General features: G+C 56.2%; 15 protein-coding genes and 1 pseudogene. 6 read left to right on the top strand and 10 right to left on the bottom strand.

Going from position 1 to position 20974, the window contains the following annotated elements:
• Window positions 1-17 precede the first annotated feature (17 nt).
• Genes F3J31_RS20485 through F3J31_RS20475 form a run of 3 tightly spaced genes read right to left on the bottom strand, consistent with a single transcriptional unit; the run spans window position 18 to window position 3169 of the window.
• Window positions 18-806, bottom strand: a complete 789-nt coding sequence (locus F3J31_RS20485; protein ID WP_167215023.1) for a nucleotidyltransferase domain-containing protein — start codon at window positions 804-806, stop codon at window positions 18-20.
• Between the two features lie 4 nt (window positions 807-810).
• Entirely contained in the window at window positions 811-2037 is a 1227-nt protein-coding gene (locus F3J31_RS20480; protein ID WP_167215020.1) for an RtcB family protein, read from the bottom strand.
• 4 nt (window positions 2038-2041) lie between these two features.
• Window positions 2042-3169, bottom strand: coding sequence for a slipin family protein (locus F3J31_RS20475; protein WP_167215017.1), 1128 nt, complete (start codon window positions 3167-3169; stop codon window positions 2042-2044).
• A gap of 443 nt (window positions 3170-3612) precedes the next feature.
• Between F3J31_RS20475 and rtcR the strand changes: the two genes are divergently transcribed.
• The 3 genes from rtcR to F3J31_RS20460 all read left to right on the top strand — a co-directional run bounded on the left by rtcR (window position 3613) and on the right by F3J31_RS20460 (window position 6560).
• The gene (rtcR, locus tag F3J31_RS20470; RefSeq protein WP_048030173.1) at window positions 3613-5187 is read left to right on the top strand and encodes an RNA repair transcriptional activator RtcR; all 1575 of its coding nucleotides are present in this window, start codon (window positions 3613-3615) and stop codon (window positions 5185-5187) included.
• A 105-nt stretch (window positions 5188-5292) separates the two neighbouring features.
• The gene (panS, locus tag F3J31_RS20465; protein ID WP_045909140.1) at window positions 5293-6237 is read left to right on the top strand and encodes a ketopantoate/pantoate/pantothenate transporter PanS; all 945 of its coding nucleotides are present in this window, start codon (window positions 5293-5295) and stop codon (window positions 6235-6237) included.
• Window positions 6238-6287: 50 nt separating this feature from the next.
• The gene (locus F3J31_RS20460) at window positions 6288-6560 is read left to right on the top strand and encodes a DUF3811 domain-containing protein (RefSeq protein WP_014830263.1); all 273 of its coding nucleotides are present in this window, start codon (window positions 6288-6290) and stop codon (window positions 6558-6560) included.
• On the opposite strand, the gene rluF is transcribed toward F3J31_RS20460, so the two are convergent.
• Complete coding sequence (gene rluF, locus F3J31_RS20455) at window positions 6561-7433, bottom strand: 23S rRNA pseudouridine(2604) synthase RluF (protein ID WP_008503414.1); 873 nt, start codon at window positions 7431-7433, stop codon at window positions 6561-6563.
• A gap of 197 nt (window positions 7434-7630) precedes the next feature.
• Between rluF and F3J31_RS23470 the strand changes: the two are divergent.
• Window positions 7631-7919: pseudogene (locus F3J31_RS23470) on the top strand (type II toxin-antitoxin system RelE/ParE family toxin).
• A 6-nt stretch (window positions 7920-7925) separates the two neighbouring features.
• Complete coding sequence (locus F3J31_RS20445) at window positions 7926-8213, top strand: addiction module antidote protein (protein ID WP_021242718.1); 288 nt, start codon at window positions 7926-7928, stop codon at window positions 8211-8213.
• On the opposite strand, the gene F3J31_RS20440 is transcribed toward F3J31_RS20445, so the two are convergent.
• The gene (locus F3J31_RS20440; protein ID WP_048226411.1) at window positions 8210-9841 is read right to left on the bottom strand and encodes a Na/Pi cotransporter family protein; all 1632 of its coding nucleotides are present in this window, start codon (window positions 9839-9841) and stop codon (window positions 8210-8212) included. The genes F3J31_RS20445 and F3J31_RS20440 overlap by 4 nt on opposite strands.
• A 116-nt stretch (window positions 9842-9957) precedes the next feature.
• Complete coding sequence (metH, locus tag F3J31_RS20435) at window positions 9958-13641, bottom strand: methionine synthase (RefSeq protein WP_167215014.1); 3684 nt, start codon at window positions 13639-13641, stop codon at window positions 9958-9960.
• A 193-nt stretch (window positions 13642-13834) separates the two neighbouring features.
• On the opposite strand from metH, the gene iclR reads away from it, so the two are divergent.
• Window positions 13835-14665 (top strand): glyoxylate bypass operon transcriptional repressor IclR, encoded by an 831-nt coding sequence (iclR, locus tag F3J31_RS20430; RefSeq protein WP_126534939.1) that lies wholly within the window; start codon window positions 13835-13837, stop codon window positions 14663-14665.
• 22 nt (window positions 14666-14687) lie between these two features.
• Here iclR and aceK read toward each other — a convergent pair whose 3' ends face one another.
• The 4 genes from aceK to metA form a co-directional block, all read right to left on the bottom strand.
• A complete protein-coding gene (aceK, locus tag F3J31_RS20425; RefSeq protein ID WP_167215011.1) occupies window positions 14688-16439 on the bottom strand; it encodes a bifunctional isocitrate dehydrogenase kinase/phosphatase in 1752 nt (583 codons plus the stop codon).
• A gap of 51 nt (window positions 16440-16490) precedes the next feature.
• Entirely contained in the window at window positions 16491-17795 is a 1305-nt protein-coding gene (aceA, locus tag F3J31_RS20420) for an isocitrate lyase (RefSeq protein ID WP_008503407.1), read from the bottom strand.
• Between the two features lie 31 nt (window positions 17796-17826).
• Window positions 17827-19428, bottom strand: a complete 1602-nt coding sequence (gene aceB / locus F3J31_RS20415; protein ID WP_167215008.1) for a malate synthase A — start codon at window positions 19426-19428, stop codon at window positions 17827-17829.
• 270 nt (window positions 19429-19698) lie between these two features.
• Window positions 19699-20628 (bottom strand): homoserine O-succinyltransferase, encoded by a 930-nt coding sequence (metA, locus tag F3J31_RS20410; RefSeq protein WP_045352878.1) that lies wholly within the window; start codon window positions 20626-20628, stop codon window positions 19699-19701.
• Between the last annotated feature and the right edge of the window lie 346 nt (window positions 20629-20974).

Genomic DNA, 20974 nt, shown 5'->3' with positions numbered 1-20974 from the left:
CACCACCGGGCCATTCTTTAGCTTTTCATTACTGTTCTCATCAGCAACGAATCCAGATCTTTTAAATTTCCTTCTCTGCTGTCGGGTAGTACCGACGGTACTTCTCCTCTCACCAGCTCACTTTGCAAAAAAGCATGGAGTAAGGGCCGTTTAGGAACATATTCCGTTTCACCTGCGCGCTGTTTTATTTCCAGCAATGCATCGATTTCCGCACGTAACGGCGCACACAGTTCGCTCCCGGCAAGCAGTTCGGCAAAACGCATCGGTGGAACGCCTTTCCCCGCTTCTACCCACCGCGCCGCCAGCAAAGGTCGCAGAACATAAAAGTACTTTTTCAGCCGAACCGTTTCCCCCAGTAAATATCCACGGAAGTTTTTTCGGGCCATTGAGTAGTAATGCCAGCGGGCGCGCAATGGCGAAAACCACGCAGGTATTAGCGCGCGCAACTCGGCCACTACCGTCTCATCTTCCTGATAAACAACAGGGGAATCCAGCCACTCGATAAGCGTCGGGTTTGCCCCCTTCAGCAGGCCCAGTGCCTTGCGCCATTCCCAGCCACATACGTCCAGTTCATCACCTATCGGCAGCTCGATCACATCCCGTTGGGCTTCGACGCGCAAATACCATTCTGGGCGGTGAACGTACAAAAACCGCACATCATAATCGCTATCCGGTGAGGCAAAACCCCATCCCCGACTGCCCGATTCACAGGCGTAGAGCACGCGCACGTTATAGCGCTGCTCTATATCGCGAAGTTGCGCGCAGACACTTGCGCGCATCGCGCTATCAACATCGTTGTTGCTCATTTTTTTATCCTTTTACACACACTACCTGTCGCAGGGTGTGAACGATCTCCACCAGCGACGATTGCGCGGCCATCACGGCATCAATGTCTTTATAGGCCATCGGCGTTTCATCGATCACCTCATTGTCTTTGCGACACTCTACGTGAGAGGTCGCCTGAATATGGTCGCTAAGGGTATAGCGTTTTTTTGCCGCCGTGCGGCTCATCACTCGCCCAGCGCCGTGGCTGCAGGAACAGAAGCTTTGCTCGTTGCCGAGGCCACGCACGATGAAGCTCTTTGCGCCCATTGAGCCCGGAATAATCCCCATCTGCCCTTTCTGCGCCGACACCGCACCTTTGCGCGTGATCAGTACCTCTTCCCCAAAGTGATGCTCTTTCTGCACATAGTTGTGATGGCAGTTAACCGCCTCCTGCTGCGTAATAAAGGGCTTAGTCACTTCGCGAGAGAGCGCCGCCAGCACGCGCGACATCATCACTTCCCGATTGTGGCGGGCAAAATCCTGCGCCCACTCCACTGCCTCGATGTAGTCCTCATAGTGACGACTTCCCTCCTGAAAATAGGCCAGATTTTTATCCGGCAGATGTCCCAGGTGATGCTGCATATCCTGCTGTGCCAGGGCGATAAACACATTACCGATGGCGTTTCCTACGCCGCGCGAGCCGCTGTGCAACATCACCCAGACGCGCTGCTGCTCATCGAGGCAAATTTCAATAAAGTGGTTTCCGGTACCCAGCGTGCCCAGATGCTGGTAGTTGTTGGTTTTCAGCAACTGCGGGTATTTATCCGTGAGTTGTTTAAAACGTGGGGCCAGCACCCACCAGCGATCGTCCACTTCTTTCGGTGGTGTTTCCCACGCGCCTTTATCCCGTCGAGAACGGGTATTGGTTCTCCCATGCGGCACAGCCTGTTCGATGGCGCTACGTAAACCGCTGAGATTATCCGGCAAATCACCGGCCACCAGCGACGTGCGAACGGCAATCATCCCACAGCCAATATCCACGCCAACCGCCGCAGGAATAATTGCCCCTTTGGTCGGAATCACGCTGCCGATGGTTGAGCCTTTACCGAGATGAACGTCGGGCATCACCGCAAGGTGTTTGAAAATAAACGGCATCTTTGCGGTATTCAGTAACTGCGCCTGTGCCTCTGGTTCCACGGGCACACCGTGAGTCCACATTTTGATCGGGGCGCCGTATGGCGCCGTCAGTAATTCAAAATCATTCTGTTGCATTGCGTTATCCTTTCAGGTTAACAAGGCCGTGTAATACCTGGTCCAGGCCACCAAATACTGAAATTTTGTCGATACGCTCCGCGACCCTTTCCAGGGTTTCCAGCTCTTTTAAACGCAGCGCCACCGGGTTGTTCTCCATCACCTTTGCGGTGTTTAACAGCGATCGTGTCGCCGCCGTTTCTTCGCGTCGGCGAATAACATTCGCCTGGGCCGATTTTTCGGCCTCTACCAGACGGGATAAAATCGTTTTCATATCACCAGGTAAAACAATATCTTTTACCCCAAGCGACGCAATTTCCATTCCAAAGGATGACAGGCGGCCTTGCACCTGTTTGCTGACCACCTCGTCAATGATCTGCTTATCTTCCAGTAACTCATCGAGAGTGCGGGTGCCGACCGCTTCACGCAGTGCGAACTGGAGTTCGCGGTACAAATGTTCCAGTGGTTTCGTAAGCTGTCCGCAGGCCTGCAACACGTCGCTGTAACGCCAGTTAGCCGCCAGGTTCAGGCGCAGGTTAACTTTGTCCTTCGTCAGGATCTCCTGCCCGCTCACTTCCACCACCTGAAGGCGCGTATCCACTACCTCTGCCTCAACCAGATGGTTAATTTTCCAGTAAGCCGTCAGTCCCGGCGGTAACAGTGCCTGAATTTCTCCGTCGATTTTCACCACCCCGACGTGCCAGGCAGGTACCTGTACGACCAGCATCGCGTCACGCCCTTTTACCGCGCCATTGCGACGCGGCTGCAGAGCAGCATTCATCACGTCCTCCGGCACCCGCACATCACGGGTATCAATTTTTCGCAGGCTCAACGCCGCATCCTGCTGCCAGTACAGACGACGTGTACAAGGCGGCACAATCTCCTGCAATACGCCGTTGTTCGATAACACCCCGATTTCATCCGCAGTAAGATCAACCGCCAGGCAGTAACGTGCCACCCAGTCAGGCTGAAAGCGGCGCAGATAATCCGCCAGCGCACCCGGCACCTCGCTGCCGTCCTGGCTCACCACCAGCACGTCGTCAGTATTGAACCAACCCAGACGGTGTTCACCCGCCTCCAGTACCCGGTAATAATCGCCAGCTTTTGCTACCAGTCCTAACTGACCTTTTTTTATCGTGATTTTTTTAGCCATTTTATATTCCTTAAAGTCAGGCGCGGGTGCAGGCACGAAATCACAGGGGAATGCCTTTTCGCCTGCGATCCGGCGCCATTACCGGCGACCTTCATTGGGATTGCTGACTGCGCAATCCCCGTTTTTACTTTGATGTTTACAACCAGTTTTCATTGGGAGAATGAATCGGGAATCGAACCCTTCTGTCTGTCATTGGTTGACGGAACGCCCCTGGAAAACAGCCTTGCCGTTCCTGGTGCGCCGACGGGGCCTTAACCCCCAGTGTGCTCAACGTCGTGACGTTATCTGTATTGCCAGAAGCGTGCCAAAAACAAAAATCGCCGTTTTTATTTTTTTATTTTATTGATAATTAATGATTTTTTATTTATCAGGCTTTTCATGCATTGCCGTTCGGCTCAACATTTTTTATCCTGTTATATCGACAATTATCTTTCTGGATAAACATGAAGAAGCGGAAGGTGGTGATCGGGGTGCTTGGCACCGTGATGGATAAACGGGGAAAGCGGGCTAATCGCTTTCGCAAATGGCGACCGACCGTCGGGCTGTGCCAACAGCCGGATTTCCCGGTCGACAGGCTGGAGCTGCTACATCAACCGCGAGATCTCGGCATGGCTCAGCAACTGGCGGAAGATATTGTGCTGGTTTCCCCCCACACCGAGGTGCGTCCCAGCACGGTAATCATTGAAGACCCATGGGATTTCGAAGAGGTTTATGCCGCGTTTCTCGATTTCGCCACCCAGTACACTTTTGATACCGATCACGAAGAGTATTTCGTCCACATCACCACCGGCACGCATGTGGCGCAGATCTGCTGGTTCCTGCTGACGGAAGCCCGCTATCTTCCCGCCAGCCTTTTGCAGACTGGCCCTGCCAGAAAAGAAGCCTCTGCTGAGGAGACTGCAGCCGGAACTTACTCAATTATCGACCTGGATTTAAGCCGCTACACGACCCTTACCAACCGTTTTCAGCGCGAGCAGCAGCAGTCAATCTCATTTCTGAAAGCGGGCATTGATACGCGAAATGCCACCTTTAACACTCTTATCGACAAGATTGAACGCGTGGCGCTACGTTCAACAGCCCCGATCCTGCTGACCGGCCCCACCGGCGCGGGCAAGTCGTTCCTCGCGAACCGCATTTATCAGCTTAAGCAGTCACGCCATCAAGTTTCCGGCAAGCTGGTTTCCGTCAACTGCGCGACCCTGCGCGGTGATAACGCCATGTCCACGCTGTTCGGCCATGTGAAAGGAGCCTTTACCGGCGCACTGTCGGCGCGCAGCGGCCTGCTGCGTGAAGCCGATGGCGGCGTCCTTTTCCTCGACGAGATTGCCGAACTAGGCCTGGATGAACAGGCGATGCTGCTCAAAGCCATTGAAGAGAAAACTTTTTTCCCGTTTGGTTCCGATAAAGAAGTTCACAGCGATTTTCAACTTATCGCCGGAACCCACCGTGATATGCGCCAGTGGGTGGCAGAGGGACGTTTTCGTGAAGATCTCTATGCCCGTATTAATATGTGGAGCTTTGCCTTGCCAGGCCTTGCCCAACGGAAAGAGGACATCACGCCGAATGTCGACTACGAACTTCAACGTTTCTCTCGCGAAAGCCAGACGCAAATCCGCTTCGATAAAGAGGCGCGCGAAGGCTATCTGGCCTTTGCCTGTTCCAGCAGGGCGCTGTGGCGGGGCAACTTTCGCGAACTGAGCGCCAGCGTCGCACGCATGGCGACGCTGGCGGAACGAGGGCGTATTACTCAGGATCTGGTGCTGGAGGAGATCTCACGTCTTCAGACCGACTGGCAAACTGACGTGACGCAGCCTGCAACTGACATGGAGATTGACCTCTTTGACCAGCGGCAACTTGAAACGGTGCTGGAGGTATGTCGCCGCAGCGCATCGTTGTCTGAAGCCGGACGTGAACTGTTTGCCGTTTCACGGCTCAAAAAAGCCAATCCTAACGACGCCGACCGACTGCGCAAATATCTGGCTCGCTTTAGTCTGAGCTGGGAAAGCATCCGGTCATAATTCATTTGAATATTACTTCCTTACGCGATAAACAATAACTATAGCCGGGCTCGATCCCGGCTTTTTATAACAAACACATACAACATTCATCGCAAGGAAATCATTATGTTATCCGCTATTACGCGGCTGTTCCCGTTATGGGCGCTGCTGCTCTCCGTACTCGCGTATTACACGCCCACCACGTTCACCGGTATTGGTCCGTGGGTCACCACGCTGCTGATGCTGATCATGTTCGGTATGGGCGTGCATCTGAAAGTCGACGACTTCAAACGCGTGCTGTCTCGCCCTGCGCCCGTCGCGGCAGGAATATTTCTGCACTACCTGGTGATGCCGCTCGCGGCGTGGCTACTGGCGATGGCCTTTAAGATGCCGCCCGACCTTTCCGCCGGGATGGTGCTGGTGGGCAGCGTGGCCAGCGGCACGGCGTCCAACGTCATGATCTATCTGGCGAAAGGCGACGTGGCGCTCTCGGTCACTATCTCGTCCGTCTCCACGCTGGTGGGCGTGATTGCCACGCCGCTGTTAACCCGCCTGTACGTAGATGCGCATATTCAGGTGGACGTGATGGGCATGTTGCTGAGCATTCTGCAAATCGTGGTGATCCCGATTGCGCTGGGGCTGGTCATTCACCATCTTTTCCCGCGCGTGGTGAAGGCCGTTGAGCCATACCTGCCCGCATTTTCGATGGTATGTATTCTGGCCATCATCAGCGCCGTGGTGGCGGGCTCCGCCTCGCACATTGCTTCCGTAGGCTTTGTGGTGATCGTCGCGGTGGTGCTGCATAACACCATTGGCCTGCTGGGCGGCTACTGGGGCGGGAAACTGTTTGGCTTCGACGAATCGACCTGCCGCACGCTGGCAATCGAGGTAGGGATGCAGAACTCCGGCCTGGCGGCGGCGCTCGGTAAAATCTACTTCTCGCCGCTGGCGGCCCTGCCGGGTGCGCTGTTCTCCGTCTGGCATAACCTCTCCGGCTCGCTGCTGGCGGGATACTGGTCCGGCAAACCGATTGAGGAACAAACGAAAAAAGATGCGGTGAAGCAGGGTTAATTGACTCAGCTTGCTTTACACTGAAGCCTCTCTCTCAGGAGGCTTCAGCAATGGCGACACCACGTTTGACCCAGAAAGACATGACGGAAGCCGAGCAGCGCGAACTGAAAACGCTTCTCGACCGCGCCCGCATCGCGCATGGCCGTACGCTGACCAACGCCGAAACCAATCAGGTGAAAAAAGAGTACATCGACAAACTGATGGCGCAGCGTGACGCCGAGGCGAAAAAAGCCCGCAAATTGAAAAAGCAGCAGGCTTACAAGCCGGATACTGAAACGACCTTTTCCTGGTCGGCCAATACCTCTACCCGTGGAAGGCGCTAGCTAGCGCCCTTTCTTTTTACGGCCAGGCTGGGTAAATCGCTTCCCGTTGCCCGGTTTGCCGCGTCCTTTCTCTTCCGCCTGCGGTGCCTTCACGACCGGACGCTTAATCGCCTGGGTTTTCGGTTTTGCTTTGGCCTTCGGCTTCGCTTCGGACGAGGAGTTCTCGATAAGCTTGAACAGCTCGATCAGTTCGTCGTCCGTTAAGTCGCGCCATTCGCCCAGCGGAATGCCGGACAGGCTGACGTTCATGATGCGCGTGCGCTCCAGCTTCGTCACTTCATAACCGAAGTATTCGCACATGCGGCGGATCTGGCGGTTTAAGCCCTGCACAAGGGTAATACGGAACGCAAACGGCGCTTCTTTCTTCACCTTACACTTTTTCGTAACGGTACCGAGGATCGGCACACCGGCGCCCATACCGCGAATAAAGTCGTCCGTGACCGGCTTATTCACCGTCACAATGTACTCTTTCTCGTGATCGTTACCGGCACGCAGGATCTTGTTGACCAGATCGCCGTGGTTGGTGAGGAAAATCAGCCCCTGAGAGTCTTTATCCAGACGGCCAATCGGAAAGATACGGCTGCTGTGGTTCACGAAATCAACGATGTTGTCCCGCTCGCCATCTTCCGTGGTGCTGACAATCCCAACCGGTTTGTTCAACGCGATAAACACCAGGTCTTCGGCATCACGCGGTTCGATGAGCTGACCATTCACTTTAACCACATCGCCAGGCATCACCTGGTCACCAATCGTGGCGCGTTTGCCGTTGAGGAACACATTACCTTGTTCAATGTAACGGTCCGCCTCGCGACGTGAGCAGATCCCGCTCTCGCTAATGTATTTGTTTAATCGGGTTGATTGAGTTGGCAGCATAGTTTCTCCTGTGAAGGGCGAAATATACCTTAGGTATGGACTGGAAAAAAAGATTAGCCGACGGTAACTGAGACGGGTTTTTTAGTTTGCGAGACGCTTTCAGGATTTTGCATCCTGTCATATACCCATGTGTTCAAGCCTTTTAGTTTTACTCTCCATGGAGAAGTGTTTGTAGTTTATAAATCACAGGGAGTAATATGAAGGAGATTGTTCAGACAGAATCCTTCCGACGCTGGGAGCAAAACTTAAAAGATCGACGAGCGAAGACCATTATCGCTTCCCGCCTCTTTCGGTTGGCAAATGGCTTAGCGGGCGACGTTAAACCCGTGGGAGAAGGTATCAGTGAGCTAAGGATCCAACAGAATCTATTTTAAAGACCAGGGCAATTGCATCATCGTGCTGTTATGTGGTGGTGACAAAAGCAGCCAGGCCAGAGACATACTGATGGCAAAAATGCTGAGCAATGTATCCCAATGGCAGGAGTGAATGAGCATGCATAAATTAACACCTTACGATCCCGCCAACGCGTTGGTGGATGACGAGGAAATCGCCGTGTTTATCGCTGATGCACTAGAAACAGGCGACTCGACATATATCGCTAAAGCCCTTGGTGTTGTCGCGCGAGCCAAAGGCATGTCGAACATTTCACAGCAAACCGGTTTATCACGTGAGCAGCTTTATCGGTCATTCAGTGATAAAGGAAACCCAACGCTCAAAACCACGCTCGCGGTCATGAAAGCATTGGGTTTTGGGCTAACACTCAAACACGCCGGGGATTAATACTCATCCCGCTGGTCATCTTCATCCGGCTGTTCCATCACGCTGTACGCCACCGCACAGAACAACGAGTTAAGGCGCTTCATATCGCCCAGCAGTCCCAGGTGGAGTGAGCTGGTTTCGATACTTTGCACGTTTTGCTGATGCAGACGCTCAACGTGGGCGTGCGAGTAGCGGCGGTTAAGAATGCGGAATCGATGCTTGTTACGGCGCAGGCGGCGCGCGCTCGGGACGTCGCTGGAAAAGAAGACCAGCATCGCCAGCTTCAGGTTACTGACCAGCTGCTCGTGCAGCGCTTCCAGCTCCTTCAGGCCTTCAACGGAGAACGCCCGGCGTGCGGCCAGCGACTTATCGGCGATCTCGCTGCCCATGCGCTCAACGATATCGGAGGCCTGCTCAAGGTTGAGCGACATCTCAATGATTTCCGCCCAGCGGCGGGACTCCTCCTCCGCCAGCTCGTCCTGCGGCATGCGCGCCAGGTAGAGCTTAATGGCGGTATAGAGCACGTTGATATCGTCCGCCAGTCTGCGCAGCTCTTTCTCCTCCCGCGGCTCGCCGTGCATTACCTTTTGCAGGCCTTCGAGCATGGTTTCCATCGCGTCGCCCATGCGCAGCGTCTCGCGCGCGGCATTCGCCAGCGCCAGCGCCGGGGTGTCCAGCGCGGAGGTATCCAGATGCTTTGGCTTCAGGCGCGCATCCAGCTCCGGTTCGTCCTGAATGAGTCGTTCGCAGAAGCGGGCCATCGACCCGGCAAAAGGGATCATCGCCAGGCAGCGCACCAGGTTGTAGAACACGTGGAAATAGATCACCAGCTCCGCCTTCGGCAGCGGGAGGTTATCCATCAGGTTCGCCAGCGGATGGATAAAGGGCAGGATAATCAGGCTGCCCACCAGCTTAAACAGCAGGCTACCGAGTGCCACGCGGCGGGCGGCAGCATTGGCGGCGCTGTTATTGAGCATCGCCAGCAGGCCAGAGCCGAGGTTGGCACCGATCACCAGACACAGCGCGACCGGGAAGGAGATCGCCCCGGCGGCGGTGAGCGTGGCCGTCAGCAGCACGGCGGCCAGGCTGGAGTAGCTGACGATGGCAAACACCGCGCCAATCAGCGCGTCGAGCATGATGTCCCCGGTCAGGGAAGCGAAGATGACCTGAACGCCGTTGGCCTCGGTAATCGGGGTGACCGCCTGCACAATCAGCTCCAGCGCCAGCAGAATCAGCCCCAGGCCAATGCCCACGCGTCCAAGCTGGCCGGCCCGCGTCTGTTTGCGGCCGAGGAAGAAGATGACGCCGACAAAAATCAGCAGCGGCGACAGCCAGGAGAGGTCAAACGTCAGGATACGCGCCATCAGCGCGGTACCCACATCAGCCCCCAGCACAATGACCAGCGCCGGGGCCAGCGCCACCAGATCCTGCGCCACAAAGGAGGTGACAAGCAGGGTTGTGGCGTTGCTGCTCTGAACCAGTGCCGTTACGCCAATGCCCGCGCAGAAGGCGAGCGGCTTCTTCTCAACGCTACTGCTGAGAACGGTACGTAAACGGGCGCCAAAAACGCGCATCACGCCGGTACGGACGATATGGGTGCCCCATACGAGCAGTGCAACTGCAGAGAGCAGATGTAACAGGGTCAGCACGGAAGGTCTTCCTCCTTATCATTATTCGTTTTCCATAGGTTTAGTATAAGGGGTTAAGCGTAAGAAAGAGACAAGGCACCCTTGAGGTGCCTTGTTTGTTGTAAGGAAAAGTGACGTTAGTCGGCGTCGTAGCCTAAGTTCGGGGCCAGCCAGCGCTCGACTTCTGATACGCTCATCCCTTTGCGCAGGGCATAATCTTCAATCTGATCGCGCTGCAGCTGCGCCACGGCAAAGTACTTGCTGTCCGGATGACTGAAGTACCAGCCTGAAACTGACGCACCCGGCCACATGGCGAACGACTCGGTGAGCTTCATCCCGGTATGGGCTTCGACGTCCAACAGTTGCCAGATCGTGCCCTTTTCGGTGTGCTCCGGGCAGGCCGGATAGCCCGGTGCCGGACGAATCCCCTGGTAGTTTTCGCGGATCAGCTCCTCGTTGCTGAGGTTTTCATTCGCCGCGTAGCCCCAGTGCACCTTACGCACGCGCTCGTGCAGGTACTCGGCGAAGGCTTCCGCCAGGCGGTCGGCTATCGCTTTCACCATGATTTTATTGTAATCGTCGTGCTGCGCTTCGAACGCGTCCGCCAGGGCATCTTCTTCCAGACCGCCGGTCACGGCAAAGGCGCCAATATAGTCGGCTTTACCGCTCAGCTTCGGCGCGACAAAATCGGCCAGGCAGTAGTTGGCAAAGCCCACTTTCTCGGTTTGCTGACGCAGATGGCGGCTGACCGCCAGTACGTGAGTGCGGGTTTCATCGCGGTAAATTTCGATGTCGTCGCCCACGCGGTTGGCCGGGAACAGCCCCACGACGCCGCGCGGGTTAAGGGTTTTCTCCGCACTCAGCCTGTCGAGCATGTCGTTGGCATCTTTAAACAGGCGTTTCGCCTCCTCGCCAACCACCTCATCTTCCAGGATACGCGGATATTTGCCCGCCAGCGACCAGGTCATAAAGAACGGCGTCCAGTCGATGTAGTTGCGCAGCGTTTCGATGCTGGCGCTGACCTCCTGAACGCCCAGGCGATGCGCGACCGGTGGCGTATAGCTCGACCAGTCAAACGCCAGATCGTTATCGCGCGCCGCCTGGAGTGAAACTGGCGGGGTGCGCGGTTTCTTGCGCCCGTGCTGGATGCGAACGGTTTCGTACTCTTTGCGGGTGCGCTCAACAAACTCGTCGCGCTGGGTGTCAGAGAGCAGCGCGGAGACCACGCCCACCGTGCGCGAGGCGTTCTGCACGTACACCGTCGGCCCGCTGTAGTTCTGCTCGATTTTCACCGCCGTGTGCGCTTTGGAAGTGGTCGCGCCGCCAATCAGCAGCGGAATGGTGAAGCCCTGACGCTCCATCTCCTTCGCCACGTTAACCATCTCGTCCAGCGACGGGGTGATCAGCCCGGAGAGGCCAATCAGATCGGCGTTCACTTCGCGCGCGGTCTTGAGGATTTTATCCGCCGGGACCATCACGCCGAGGTCGATAATCTCGTAGTTATTACATTGCAGCACCACGCCGACGATATTCTTGCCGATGTCGTGCACGTCGCCCTTGACGGTGGCGATGACCATCTTGCCGTTGCTGGAGCCTTTCTCTTTGCTGGCCTCGATAAACGGCTCAAGGTACGCCACGGCCTGCTTCATCACGCGGGCGGATTTCACCACCTGTGGCAGGAACATTTTGCCTTCACCGAACAGATCGCCCACCACGTTCATGCCGTCCATCAGCGGCCCTTCGATCACTTCAATCGGGCGGGCTGACTGCTGACGCGCCTCTTCGGTGTCCTGCTCGATAAACTCGGTGATGCCTTTTACCAGCGAATATTCCAGACGCTTTTTCACGTCCCAGGCACGCCACTCGGCCTGCTGAACGTTGGCTGCGTCATCCGACTTGCTGCCGCGGTATTTCTCCGCCAGGTCCAGCAGCCGTTCGGTGGCGTCGTCGCGGCGGTTAAGGATCACGTCTTCCACCGCGTCGCGCAGCTCTGCGGGCAGGTCGTCGTAAATCGCCAGCTGGCCGGCGTTAACGATCCCCATGTCCATCCCGTTGCGGATGGCGTAGTAGAGGAACACGGCGTGGATCGCTTCACGCACCGGGTCGTTACCGCGGAACGAGAACGAGACGTTCGACACGCCGCCGGAGATGAGGGCATGCGGCAGCTCGCGCTTAATGTCCTCGCACGCGCCGATAAAGTCCTGGGCGTAGTTATTGTGCTCTTCGATGCCGGTCGCCACGGCGAAGATGTTCGGGTCAAAGATGATGTCTTCCGGCGGGAAGCCCACCTCTTCGGTCAGTATTTTGTACGCGCGGCGGCAAATCTCAATTTTACGCGCGCGGGTATCGGCCTGGCCCACTTCGTCGAAGGCCATCACCACCACGGCGGCACCGTAGCGGCGGACTCTCTTCGCGTGGTGGATGAAGACATCAACGCCCTCTTTCATGGAGATGGAGTTGACGATGCCTTTACCCTGAATGCACTTCAGCCCCTTCTCGATCACGTCCCATTTGGAGGAGTCGATCATGATCGGCACGCGGGCGATGTCCGGCTCACCGGCAATCAGGTTGAGGAAACGCACCATTGCCGCTTCGGCGTCGAGCATCCCCTCATCCATGTTGATATCGATAATCTGCGCGCCGCTTTCCACCTGCTGGCGGGCAACGTCCAGCGCTTCGCTGTACTTCTCTTCTTTGATCAGGCGTTTAAACTTCGCGGAACCGGTGACGTTCGTACGCTCACCCACGTTCACAAACAGGCTGTCTTCACCAATGGTCAACGGCTCAAGGCCGGAGAGGCGACAGGCAACCGGCAGCTCGGGCAGCCTGCGTGGCGGCAGCCCGGCGACGGCGTTGCTCATGGCGGCGATATGCTCCGGCGTGGTGCCGCAGCAGCCGCCGACGATGTTCAGAAAGCCAGACTCGGCCCACTCGCGGATTTGTGCCGCCATGGTGTCGGCATCCAGATCGTATTCACCGAAGGCATTTGGCAGACCGGCGTTCGGGTGCGCGGTGACGTAGCATTCCGCGATGCGCGACAGCTCCTGCACGTACTGGCGCAGTTCATCCGGGCCCAGCGCGCAGTTCAGGCCGAAGGAGAGCGCGTCGGCGTGGCGCAGGGAGTTATAAAACGCTTCGGTGGTCTGGCCGGACAGGGTACGGCCAGAGGCGTCGGTGATGGTGCCGGAAATCATGATCGGCAGGTCAACGCCCAGCGCCTCGAACTCCTCTTTCACCGCGTAAATCGCGGCCTTGGCGTTGAGGGTGTCGAAGACGGTTTCAATCAGGATCAGATCGGAACCACCTTCCACCAGCGCTTTGGTCGATTCCCGGTAGGCCGCAACCAGCTGGTCAAAGGTGATATTACGAAACGCCGGGTCGTTGACGTCCGGTGAAATCGACGCGGTGCGGTTCGTCGGGCCAAGCACCCCGGCAACGTAGCGCGGCTTATCCGGCGTGCGGGCCGTCCACTCGTCGGCGCAGGCGCGCGCCAGCTTCGCGGCTTCAAAGTTGATTTCCGCCGACAGGGATTCCATCTGGTAATCCGCCATGGCGATGGTTGTCGAGTTAAAGGTGTTGGTTTCAACGATATCCGCACCCGCTTCGAAGTAGGCGTTGTGGATATCTTTAATCACGGACGGCTTGCTGAGCACCAGCAGGTCGTTGTTCCCTTTCAGGTCGCAGGGCCAGTCGGCAAAGCGTTCGCCGCGGAAATCATCTTCACTCAGGCGATAGCCCTGGATCATGGTGCCCATGCCGCCGTCCAGCACCAGAATTCGTTCATTTAACTGCGCACGCAGTTGCTCTACTTTGCTGCTCACACTTGCTCCCGACAACGCTCAACAAGGCCAAAAGGCTGCGTTCCATACTGGCACAATCTCGCAGGGTGGAAAAGCCGCTCAGCGGTAACATGAGACATGTTCACCATCACTCCTCCGATCAGTCAGGATAACGGTTGCAAATTCACCAAATAAAACGAAAATGATTTCCACGATACAGAAAAAGGAGATCGTCATGGTCGCGACCGTTCCCGCTAAACGCGGCAGAAAACCTGCTGCCACCACCGCCGCCGCACAACAGGGCGGACAGGTTCAATCGCTCACGCGCGGTCTGAAGCTGCTGGAGTGGATAGCCGAGTCGCACAGCAGCGTGGCCCTGACGGAGCTGGCCCAGCAGGCTGGCCTGCCGAACTCCACAACACACCGCCTGCTGACCACCATGCAGCAGCTGGGTTTTGTCCGCCAGGTGGGCGAGCTGGGACACTGGGCGGTGGGCGCGCATGCGTTTATCGTGGGCAGCAGCTTCCTGCAGAGTCGCAACCTGCTGGCGATTGTGCATCCGATTCTGCGCAAATTGATGGAAGAGTCGGGCGAGACCGTGAATCTGGCCGTGCTCGACCAGAGCGACCATCAGGCGATTATCATCGACCAGGTACAGTGCACGCAGCTGATGCGCATGTCCGCGCCGATTGGCGGTAAGCTGCCGATGCACGCGTCCGGGGCGGGGAAAGCATTTCTCTCGCAGCTGAGCGAGGAGCAGGTGACGGGGCTGCTGCACCGTAAAGGGCTGCACGCCTATACCCACGCCACGCTGGTGTCACCCGTCCATCTGAAAGAAGATCTGGCCCTGACCCGCAAGCGAGGCTATTCGTTTGACGACGAGGAGCACGCGCTCGGCCTGCGCTGTATCGCAGCCTGTATTTTTGACGAGCACCGCGAGCCGTTTGCCGCCATCTCTATCTCCGGGCCGATTTCGCGTATGACTGACGACCGCGTGACCGAACTGGGTGCGCTGGTGATTAAGGCGGCGAAAGAGGTGACGCTGGCGTACGGTGGGATTCGTTAAAATTGAGTGCGGCCTGATGCCCTCACCCCGGCCCTCTCCCACAGGGAGAGGGAGAAAAGCGGATGCAAAACCGCTGCTTGCGGCGGTATGCATACACATCTTCGACATGCCCATTTTTGATCCGCGTTTGCAGTCCGCGCCAGTAGCTGGCGCGAAACAGATCGGCATGCATCTCTTCGAATAGCGGCCCGATACGCGGATCGGCGCACAGCCAGTGGCGAAACTCTTCGGGAAACACATCGCCCTGCGAAACGCTGTACCACGGCTCGCTGGAAAGCTCATCTTCCGGGTAACGGGGCGGTGGGATATCGCGGAAGTTCACCTCGGTCATGTAGCAAATTTCGTCGTAATCGTAGAACACCACCCGCCCGTGACGGGTGACGCCGAAGTTTTTGAACAGCATATCGCCCGGGAAGATATTGGCGGCGGCAAGCTGGCGAATCGCGTTGCCGTACTCTTCAATCGCATCTCTTAAAGCCTGACCTTCGGACTGCTCCAGCCAGATATTCAGCGGCACCATGCGTCGTTCAATATAGAGATGGCTGATGGCGATCTTGTCGCCAAGATCGGTGATTTTGGCAGGTGCTTCCTGCAATAAAAGCGCCATGAGTGCCGGATCGATCTGCTGCTTATCCAGCACAAAGTTTTCGAATTCCTGAGTATCCGCCATGCGCCCGACGCGGTCATGCTCCTTAACCAGCTGGTAGCAGGCGCGGACGTGCGCGGCGGTCATCTCTTTCTGCGGCGCGAATCTGTCCTTAATTACCTTAAAGACCCGGTCAAAGCCCGGCAGCGTAAACACCAGCATCACCATGCCGCGAATGCCGGGCGCTTCGATAAACTGCTCATCAGCGGTAGTGACATAACGCAGGTATTCCCGGTAGCTTTCCGTTTTAGCGTGCTTCTGGCAGCCAATAGCCATATACAGCTCGGCGGTGGTTTTGCCCGGCAGGATCTCGCGCAGCCACTCCACCAGCGCGGCAGGTAACGGTGCATAGACCATAAAATAGGAGCGGGCGAAGCCAAACACGATGCTGGCCTCGGCGCTGGTGGTCAGGCAGGTATCGACAAACAGTTCCCCGCCGTCGGTGCGGTGAATGGGCAGCAGAAACGGCACAATGGCCGTCGGTGTAACCAGTTTGCCCACCAGCCAGGCCGCTTTATTGCGGTAGAAAAGCTCGTTGGCCACCTGCAAATGGCTGTGGCTGAGCACCTCTGCACCGAACGTTTCGTTGAGATGGGCGTGGATATACCCGATATCCCGGGTTTTATTCTCCCAGGGCAGGCGCAGCGGCAGATCCGTCAGCACGCGGTGCAGGAGCTTTTCCCATCCGCGATCGGGGAAGAAATCTTTCGCCAGCGGACGCGGAATGGTACGAAAGCGTCGCTCGGGCTGGGAACTGAAGATAAATAACCGCTCAGGAGATAATGAGCGGTGGTCAAATAACCGGCAATAGACGGAGTTGAAAAAGCTCTCCGCAATCTCGAAGCGCGGGTAGTCGGGTAACAAATGGGTGTAATGCTCTTTTACGCGCAGTAAAAATTCCGCGTCCGGACTTTTACCGTCGGTAATACAGCGCAACTGCTCCACCACCAGACCCACGTGGTGGTCATAAAGATGGATACGCTGCTTCATGGCCTGCTGAACCGCATGCCAGTCTGCGTGTTCGAAGCGCTGCTGCGCGCCGGAGGTCACTTCAAGAAAACGACCATACTGGGCATCGAAGCCCTGCAAAATAGTTTGGGCAATCAGTAATTCCAGGCCACGCGACATATATTCCCCCTCACCACCAACCCTCTCCCCAGGGGGGAGAGGGGGAAAAGATTAGAACTGTGCTTCTTCCGTTGAACCCGTCAAGGCGGTGACGGAGGAGGTGCCGCCCTGAATAATCGTGGTCACATTATCAAAGTAGCCGGTGCCCACTTCCTGCTGGTGAGAGACGAAGGTATAACCATCTTTGCCCGCCGCAAATTCTGGCTGCTGCACCTTCTCAACGTAGTGCTTCATGCCCTCACCCTGCGCATAGGCGTGCGCCAGGTCGAACATGTTGAACCACATGCTGTGGATGCCTGCCAGAGTAATGAACTGGTATTTGTAGCCCATGTCGGACAGCTGCTGCTGGAAGCTGGCGATCGTTTTGTCATCCAGCTTTTTCTGCCAGTTGAAGGACGGCGAGCAGTTGTAGGCCAGTAGTTTGCCCGGGTACTTCGCATGAATGGCATCAGCAAAGCGTTTTGCCAGCGCCAGATCCGGCGTGGACGTTTCACACCAGACCAGATCCGCGTACGGCGCGTACGCCAGACCGCGGCTGATCGCCTGCTCGATACCCGCGTGTGTACGATAGAAACCTTCACTGGTGCGCTCGCCGGTAATGAACTCGCTGTCGTACGGATCGCAGTCAGAGGTGATCAGGTCAGCCGCGTCGGCATCGGTACGGGCAATGACCAGCGTCGGCACGCCGAGCACGTCAGCAGCCAGACGCGCGGCAACCAGCTTCTGAACCGCTTCCTGTGTGGGAACCAGCACCTTACCGCCCATATGTCCGCACTTCTTCACTGACGCCAGCTGATCTTCGAAGTGAACGGCCGCTGCACCGGCCTCAATCATCGATTTCATCAGCTCGAAGGCGTTCAGCACGCCGCCGAAGCCCGCTTCCGCATCCGCCACGATCGGCAGGAAATAATCAATAAAGCGCGGATCGTTAGGTTCGATGCCCGCCGCCCACTGGATCTGATCCGCTCGACGGAAGGTGTTGTTGATCCGATCCACGACCGACGGCACGGAGTTAGCCGGATAGAGCGACTGATCCGGGTACATGCTGGAGGCCAGGTTGGCGTCCGCCGCGACCTGCCAGCCGGAGAGGTAAATCGCCTCAATACCGGCCTTCGCCTGCTGCAGCGCCTGACCGCCGGTCAGCGCGCCGAGGCTGTTGATGTAGCCCTTTTTAGAGCCACCGTGCAGCAGCTTCCACATTTTAGCCGCGCCATTTTGCGCCAGCGTGCATTCCGGATTGACCGAGCCGCGTAATTTCACCACGTCCTCCGCGCTGTACGGACGGCGGATGCCTTCCCAGCGAGGTTGTGTCCACTCTTTCTTTAATTCTTCGATTTGTTGGGTACGGGTTTTCATGTGCAGATGCTCCATATTGTTATGTGGTGAGTTACGCCAGGAAGCGGTAGCCCGGCAGGGTCAGGAAGTCGATTAAGTCATCTGATGTGGTGATTTGCTCCATCAGGCGCGCAGCGTCGTCAAAGCGTCCGCTGCTGAAGCGGTGTTCGCCCAGCTCGTCCTGGATCACCCGCATCTCTTCGGCCAGCATCTGGCGGAACAGGGATTTGGTCACCGGCTTGCCGTTGCTGAGCGTTTTTTGATGGTGGATCCACTGCCAGATAGAGGTACGTGAGATCTCCGCCGTCGCAGCATCTTCCATCAGGCCGTAGATCGGCACGCAGCCGTTGCCGGAGATCCACGCTTCGATGTACTGCACCGCAACGCGGATATTGGCCCGCATCCCCTCTTCCGTCCGTTCGCCCGCGCACGGGGCCAGCAGCTGTTCTTCAGCCGTTGGGGCATCGTCTTCACGCGTGACAAACAGCTGGTTTTTATTGTCGCCAAGCACGCGGTTAAAGACGTCCATCGCCGTATCGGCCAGACCCGGATGCGCGATCCACGTCCCGTCATGGCCGTTACGTGCTTCAAGCTCTTTGTCGGCTTTCACCTTGTTGAGCACCTGATTGTTGCGCTCGGCATCTTTGCTCGGGATAAAGGCCGCCATGCCGCCCATCGCGAAGGCTCCGCGCTTGTGGCAGGTTTTGATCAGCAGACGCGAGTAGGCGCTCAGGAACGGTTTATCCATGGTCACGACCTGGCGATCCGGCAGTACACGATCGGGATAGTTTTTCAGCGTTTTGATGTAGCTGAAAATATAGTCCCAGCGTCCGCAGTTCAGGCCGACAATGTGGTCACGCAGGGCGTGCAGAATTTCATTCATCTGGAACACGGCAGGCAGCGTTTCAATCAGCAGGGTGGCTTTGATGGTGCCGCGCGGCAGGTTGAAACGATCTTCCGTATAGCTGAAGACTTCGCTCCACCAGGCCGCTTCCTGCCAGGCCTGCGTTTTAGGCAGATAGAAATACGGGCCGCTGCCCTTCGCCAGCAGGGCTTTGTAGTTGTGGAAGAAATAGAGCGCAAAATCAAACAGACTTCCCGGAATGGCTTCACCACGCCAGGTGACATGTTTTTCGGGCAGGTGCAGCCCGCGCACGCGACAGATCAGTACCGCCGGGTTCGGTTTAAGCTGGTATATTTTGCCGGCTTCGTTGGTATAGCTGATGGTGCCGTTTACGGCGTCGCGCAGGTTGATCTGTCCGTCGATGACCTTACGCCAGTCCGGCGCCAGCGAGTCTTCAAAATCGGCCATAAAGACCTTAACGTTGGCGTTCATGGCGTTGATCACCATTTTGCGCTCTACCGGACCGGTGATCTCAACGCGGCGATCCTGTAAATCTTCAGGGATGCCGCGGATTTTCCACTCGCCACGGCGAATGGAAGCGGTTTCCGAAATGAAACCAGGCAACTTGCCGTTATCAATTTCCTGCTGCTGATGAATACGTGCCGCCAGCAGCTTATTGCGCTGCGGCGTAAAGCGGGTCACCAGTTCAGTCAGAAATTCTACCGCTTCTGCCGTCAAAACTTGCTGTTCTTGCTCGCCATACGGCTGGGTAAAGGCCAGTTCATCGACCGTCGTTGCCTGTTGAGTCATTACTCTGCTCCTCATCAAAGATCCAAAATCACGCCCCCGATGCGAACGAAAGATCGTTGGGTAGTTTTCGCTCAGCAGAATTAAGACTATCTCTATTTTTTCTAAAATCAAAAACAATTTCCATTTTAATTATAAATTGCGATTAATTGATTGATTTTATTGAAATTAAATTTTTAAAGAATGATGAGTGACATTTCGGAAATAAAAAAGGCACCCGAAGGTGCCTGATTTGAATAGCTGAAACGCTTTAGGATCGTTTAGTGCAGACGATTACTCCAGCGTTGGATTCATGTGACGCAGATCGTATGGTGTTATCTGGTAGACGTAATAGTTGAGCCAGTTAGTAAAAAGCAAATTCCCGTGGCTGCGCCACGTCGCTCTCGGTTTGTTTTGCGGATCGTCTTTCGGGAAATAGTTGTACGGGACATCCGGGTTCAGACCCGCTTCGACATCACGGAAATACTCTGACGCAAGGGTGTGCGGATCGTACTCAGGATGTCCGGTCACAAAGGCAATGCGCTTATCTTTACTGGCAAACAGGTAAGCGTCTCCATCTTCCGTTTCGGCCAGAATCTCCAGATCGGTGTAATCACGAATCAGCTTGGCCGGGAAGTCAGCGTAGCGGGAATGCGGAGCCAGGAAAGAATCATCAAACCCGCGCGTCAGCAACGCATGGGGGTGAAGAATATGGTGTTCGTATACGCCGGAGAGCTTTTCAGTGCGGGTTTGCTTGGGGATGCCATAGAGAATATTCAGTGCGGCTTGTACCGCCCAACAGACAAACAGCGTGGACGTGACGTGATCTTTTGCCCACTCCAGAACCTGTTTGATCTGCGGCCAGTAAGCGACATCGTTAAATTCCACCAGGCCCAGCGGCGCGCCGGTCACAATCAGACCGTCGAAGTTTTCACCCTGAATGTCATCGAAGTTGCAGTAGAAGTTGTTCAGATGCTCAGAAGGCGTATTGCGTGACTCACGGGCGTCGATTCGCAGCAGTTGAATATCGACCTGCAGCGGGGAGTTCGACAGCAGACGCAGGAACTGGTTTTCTGTTTCGATCTTTTTGGGCATCAGATTGAGAATAAGCACCTTCAGCGGGCGAATTTCCTGACCTGTCGCACGTGAAGTCGTCATCACAAAGACATTTTCTTCACGCAAGAAATTGACGGCTGGTAGCTCGTCCTGCACCCGAATCGGCATAGCTTTGTATCCTCACAGCATACGTATAAACGTTTAGACATCCAGACAGCTAACGATACCCAGAAATGGTTTGAATGTCGAGTCTGCAAGCAGAAGGTGAGAAAGTTTCAAGGAGAGGATGGTGCGGTCTGCCATGCCCGGTGGCGCTGCGCTTACCGGGCCTGCAGGTTTTGTAGGCCGGATAAGGCGAAGCCGTCATCCGGCATGTTTTCTGGCCTGCAAAGCAAAAAACCCCGCACCTTACGGTACGGGGTTCTTCTTAATTGATGCCTGGCAGTTCCCTACTCTCACATGGGGAGACCCCACACTACCATCGGCGCTACGGCGTTTCACTTCTGAGTTCGGC

This window comes from Enterobacter sp. Acro-832 (assembly GCF_011752745.1).
GTDB classification, from domain to species: domain Bacteria; phylum Pseudomonadota; class Gammaproteobacteria; order Enterobacterales; family Enterobacteriaceae; genus Enterobacter; species Enterobacter quasiroggenkampii.
Note: the sequence above shows the minus strand (reverse complement) of the source record. Positions and strands in the feature narration are given on the sequence as shown.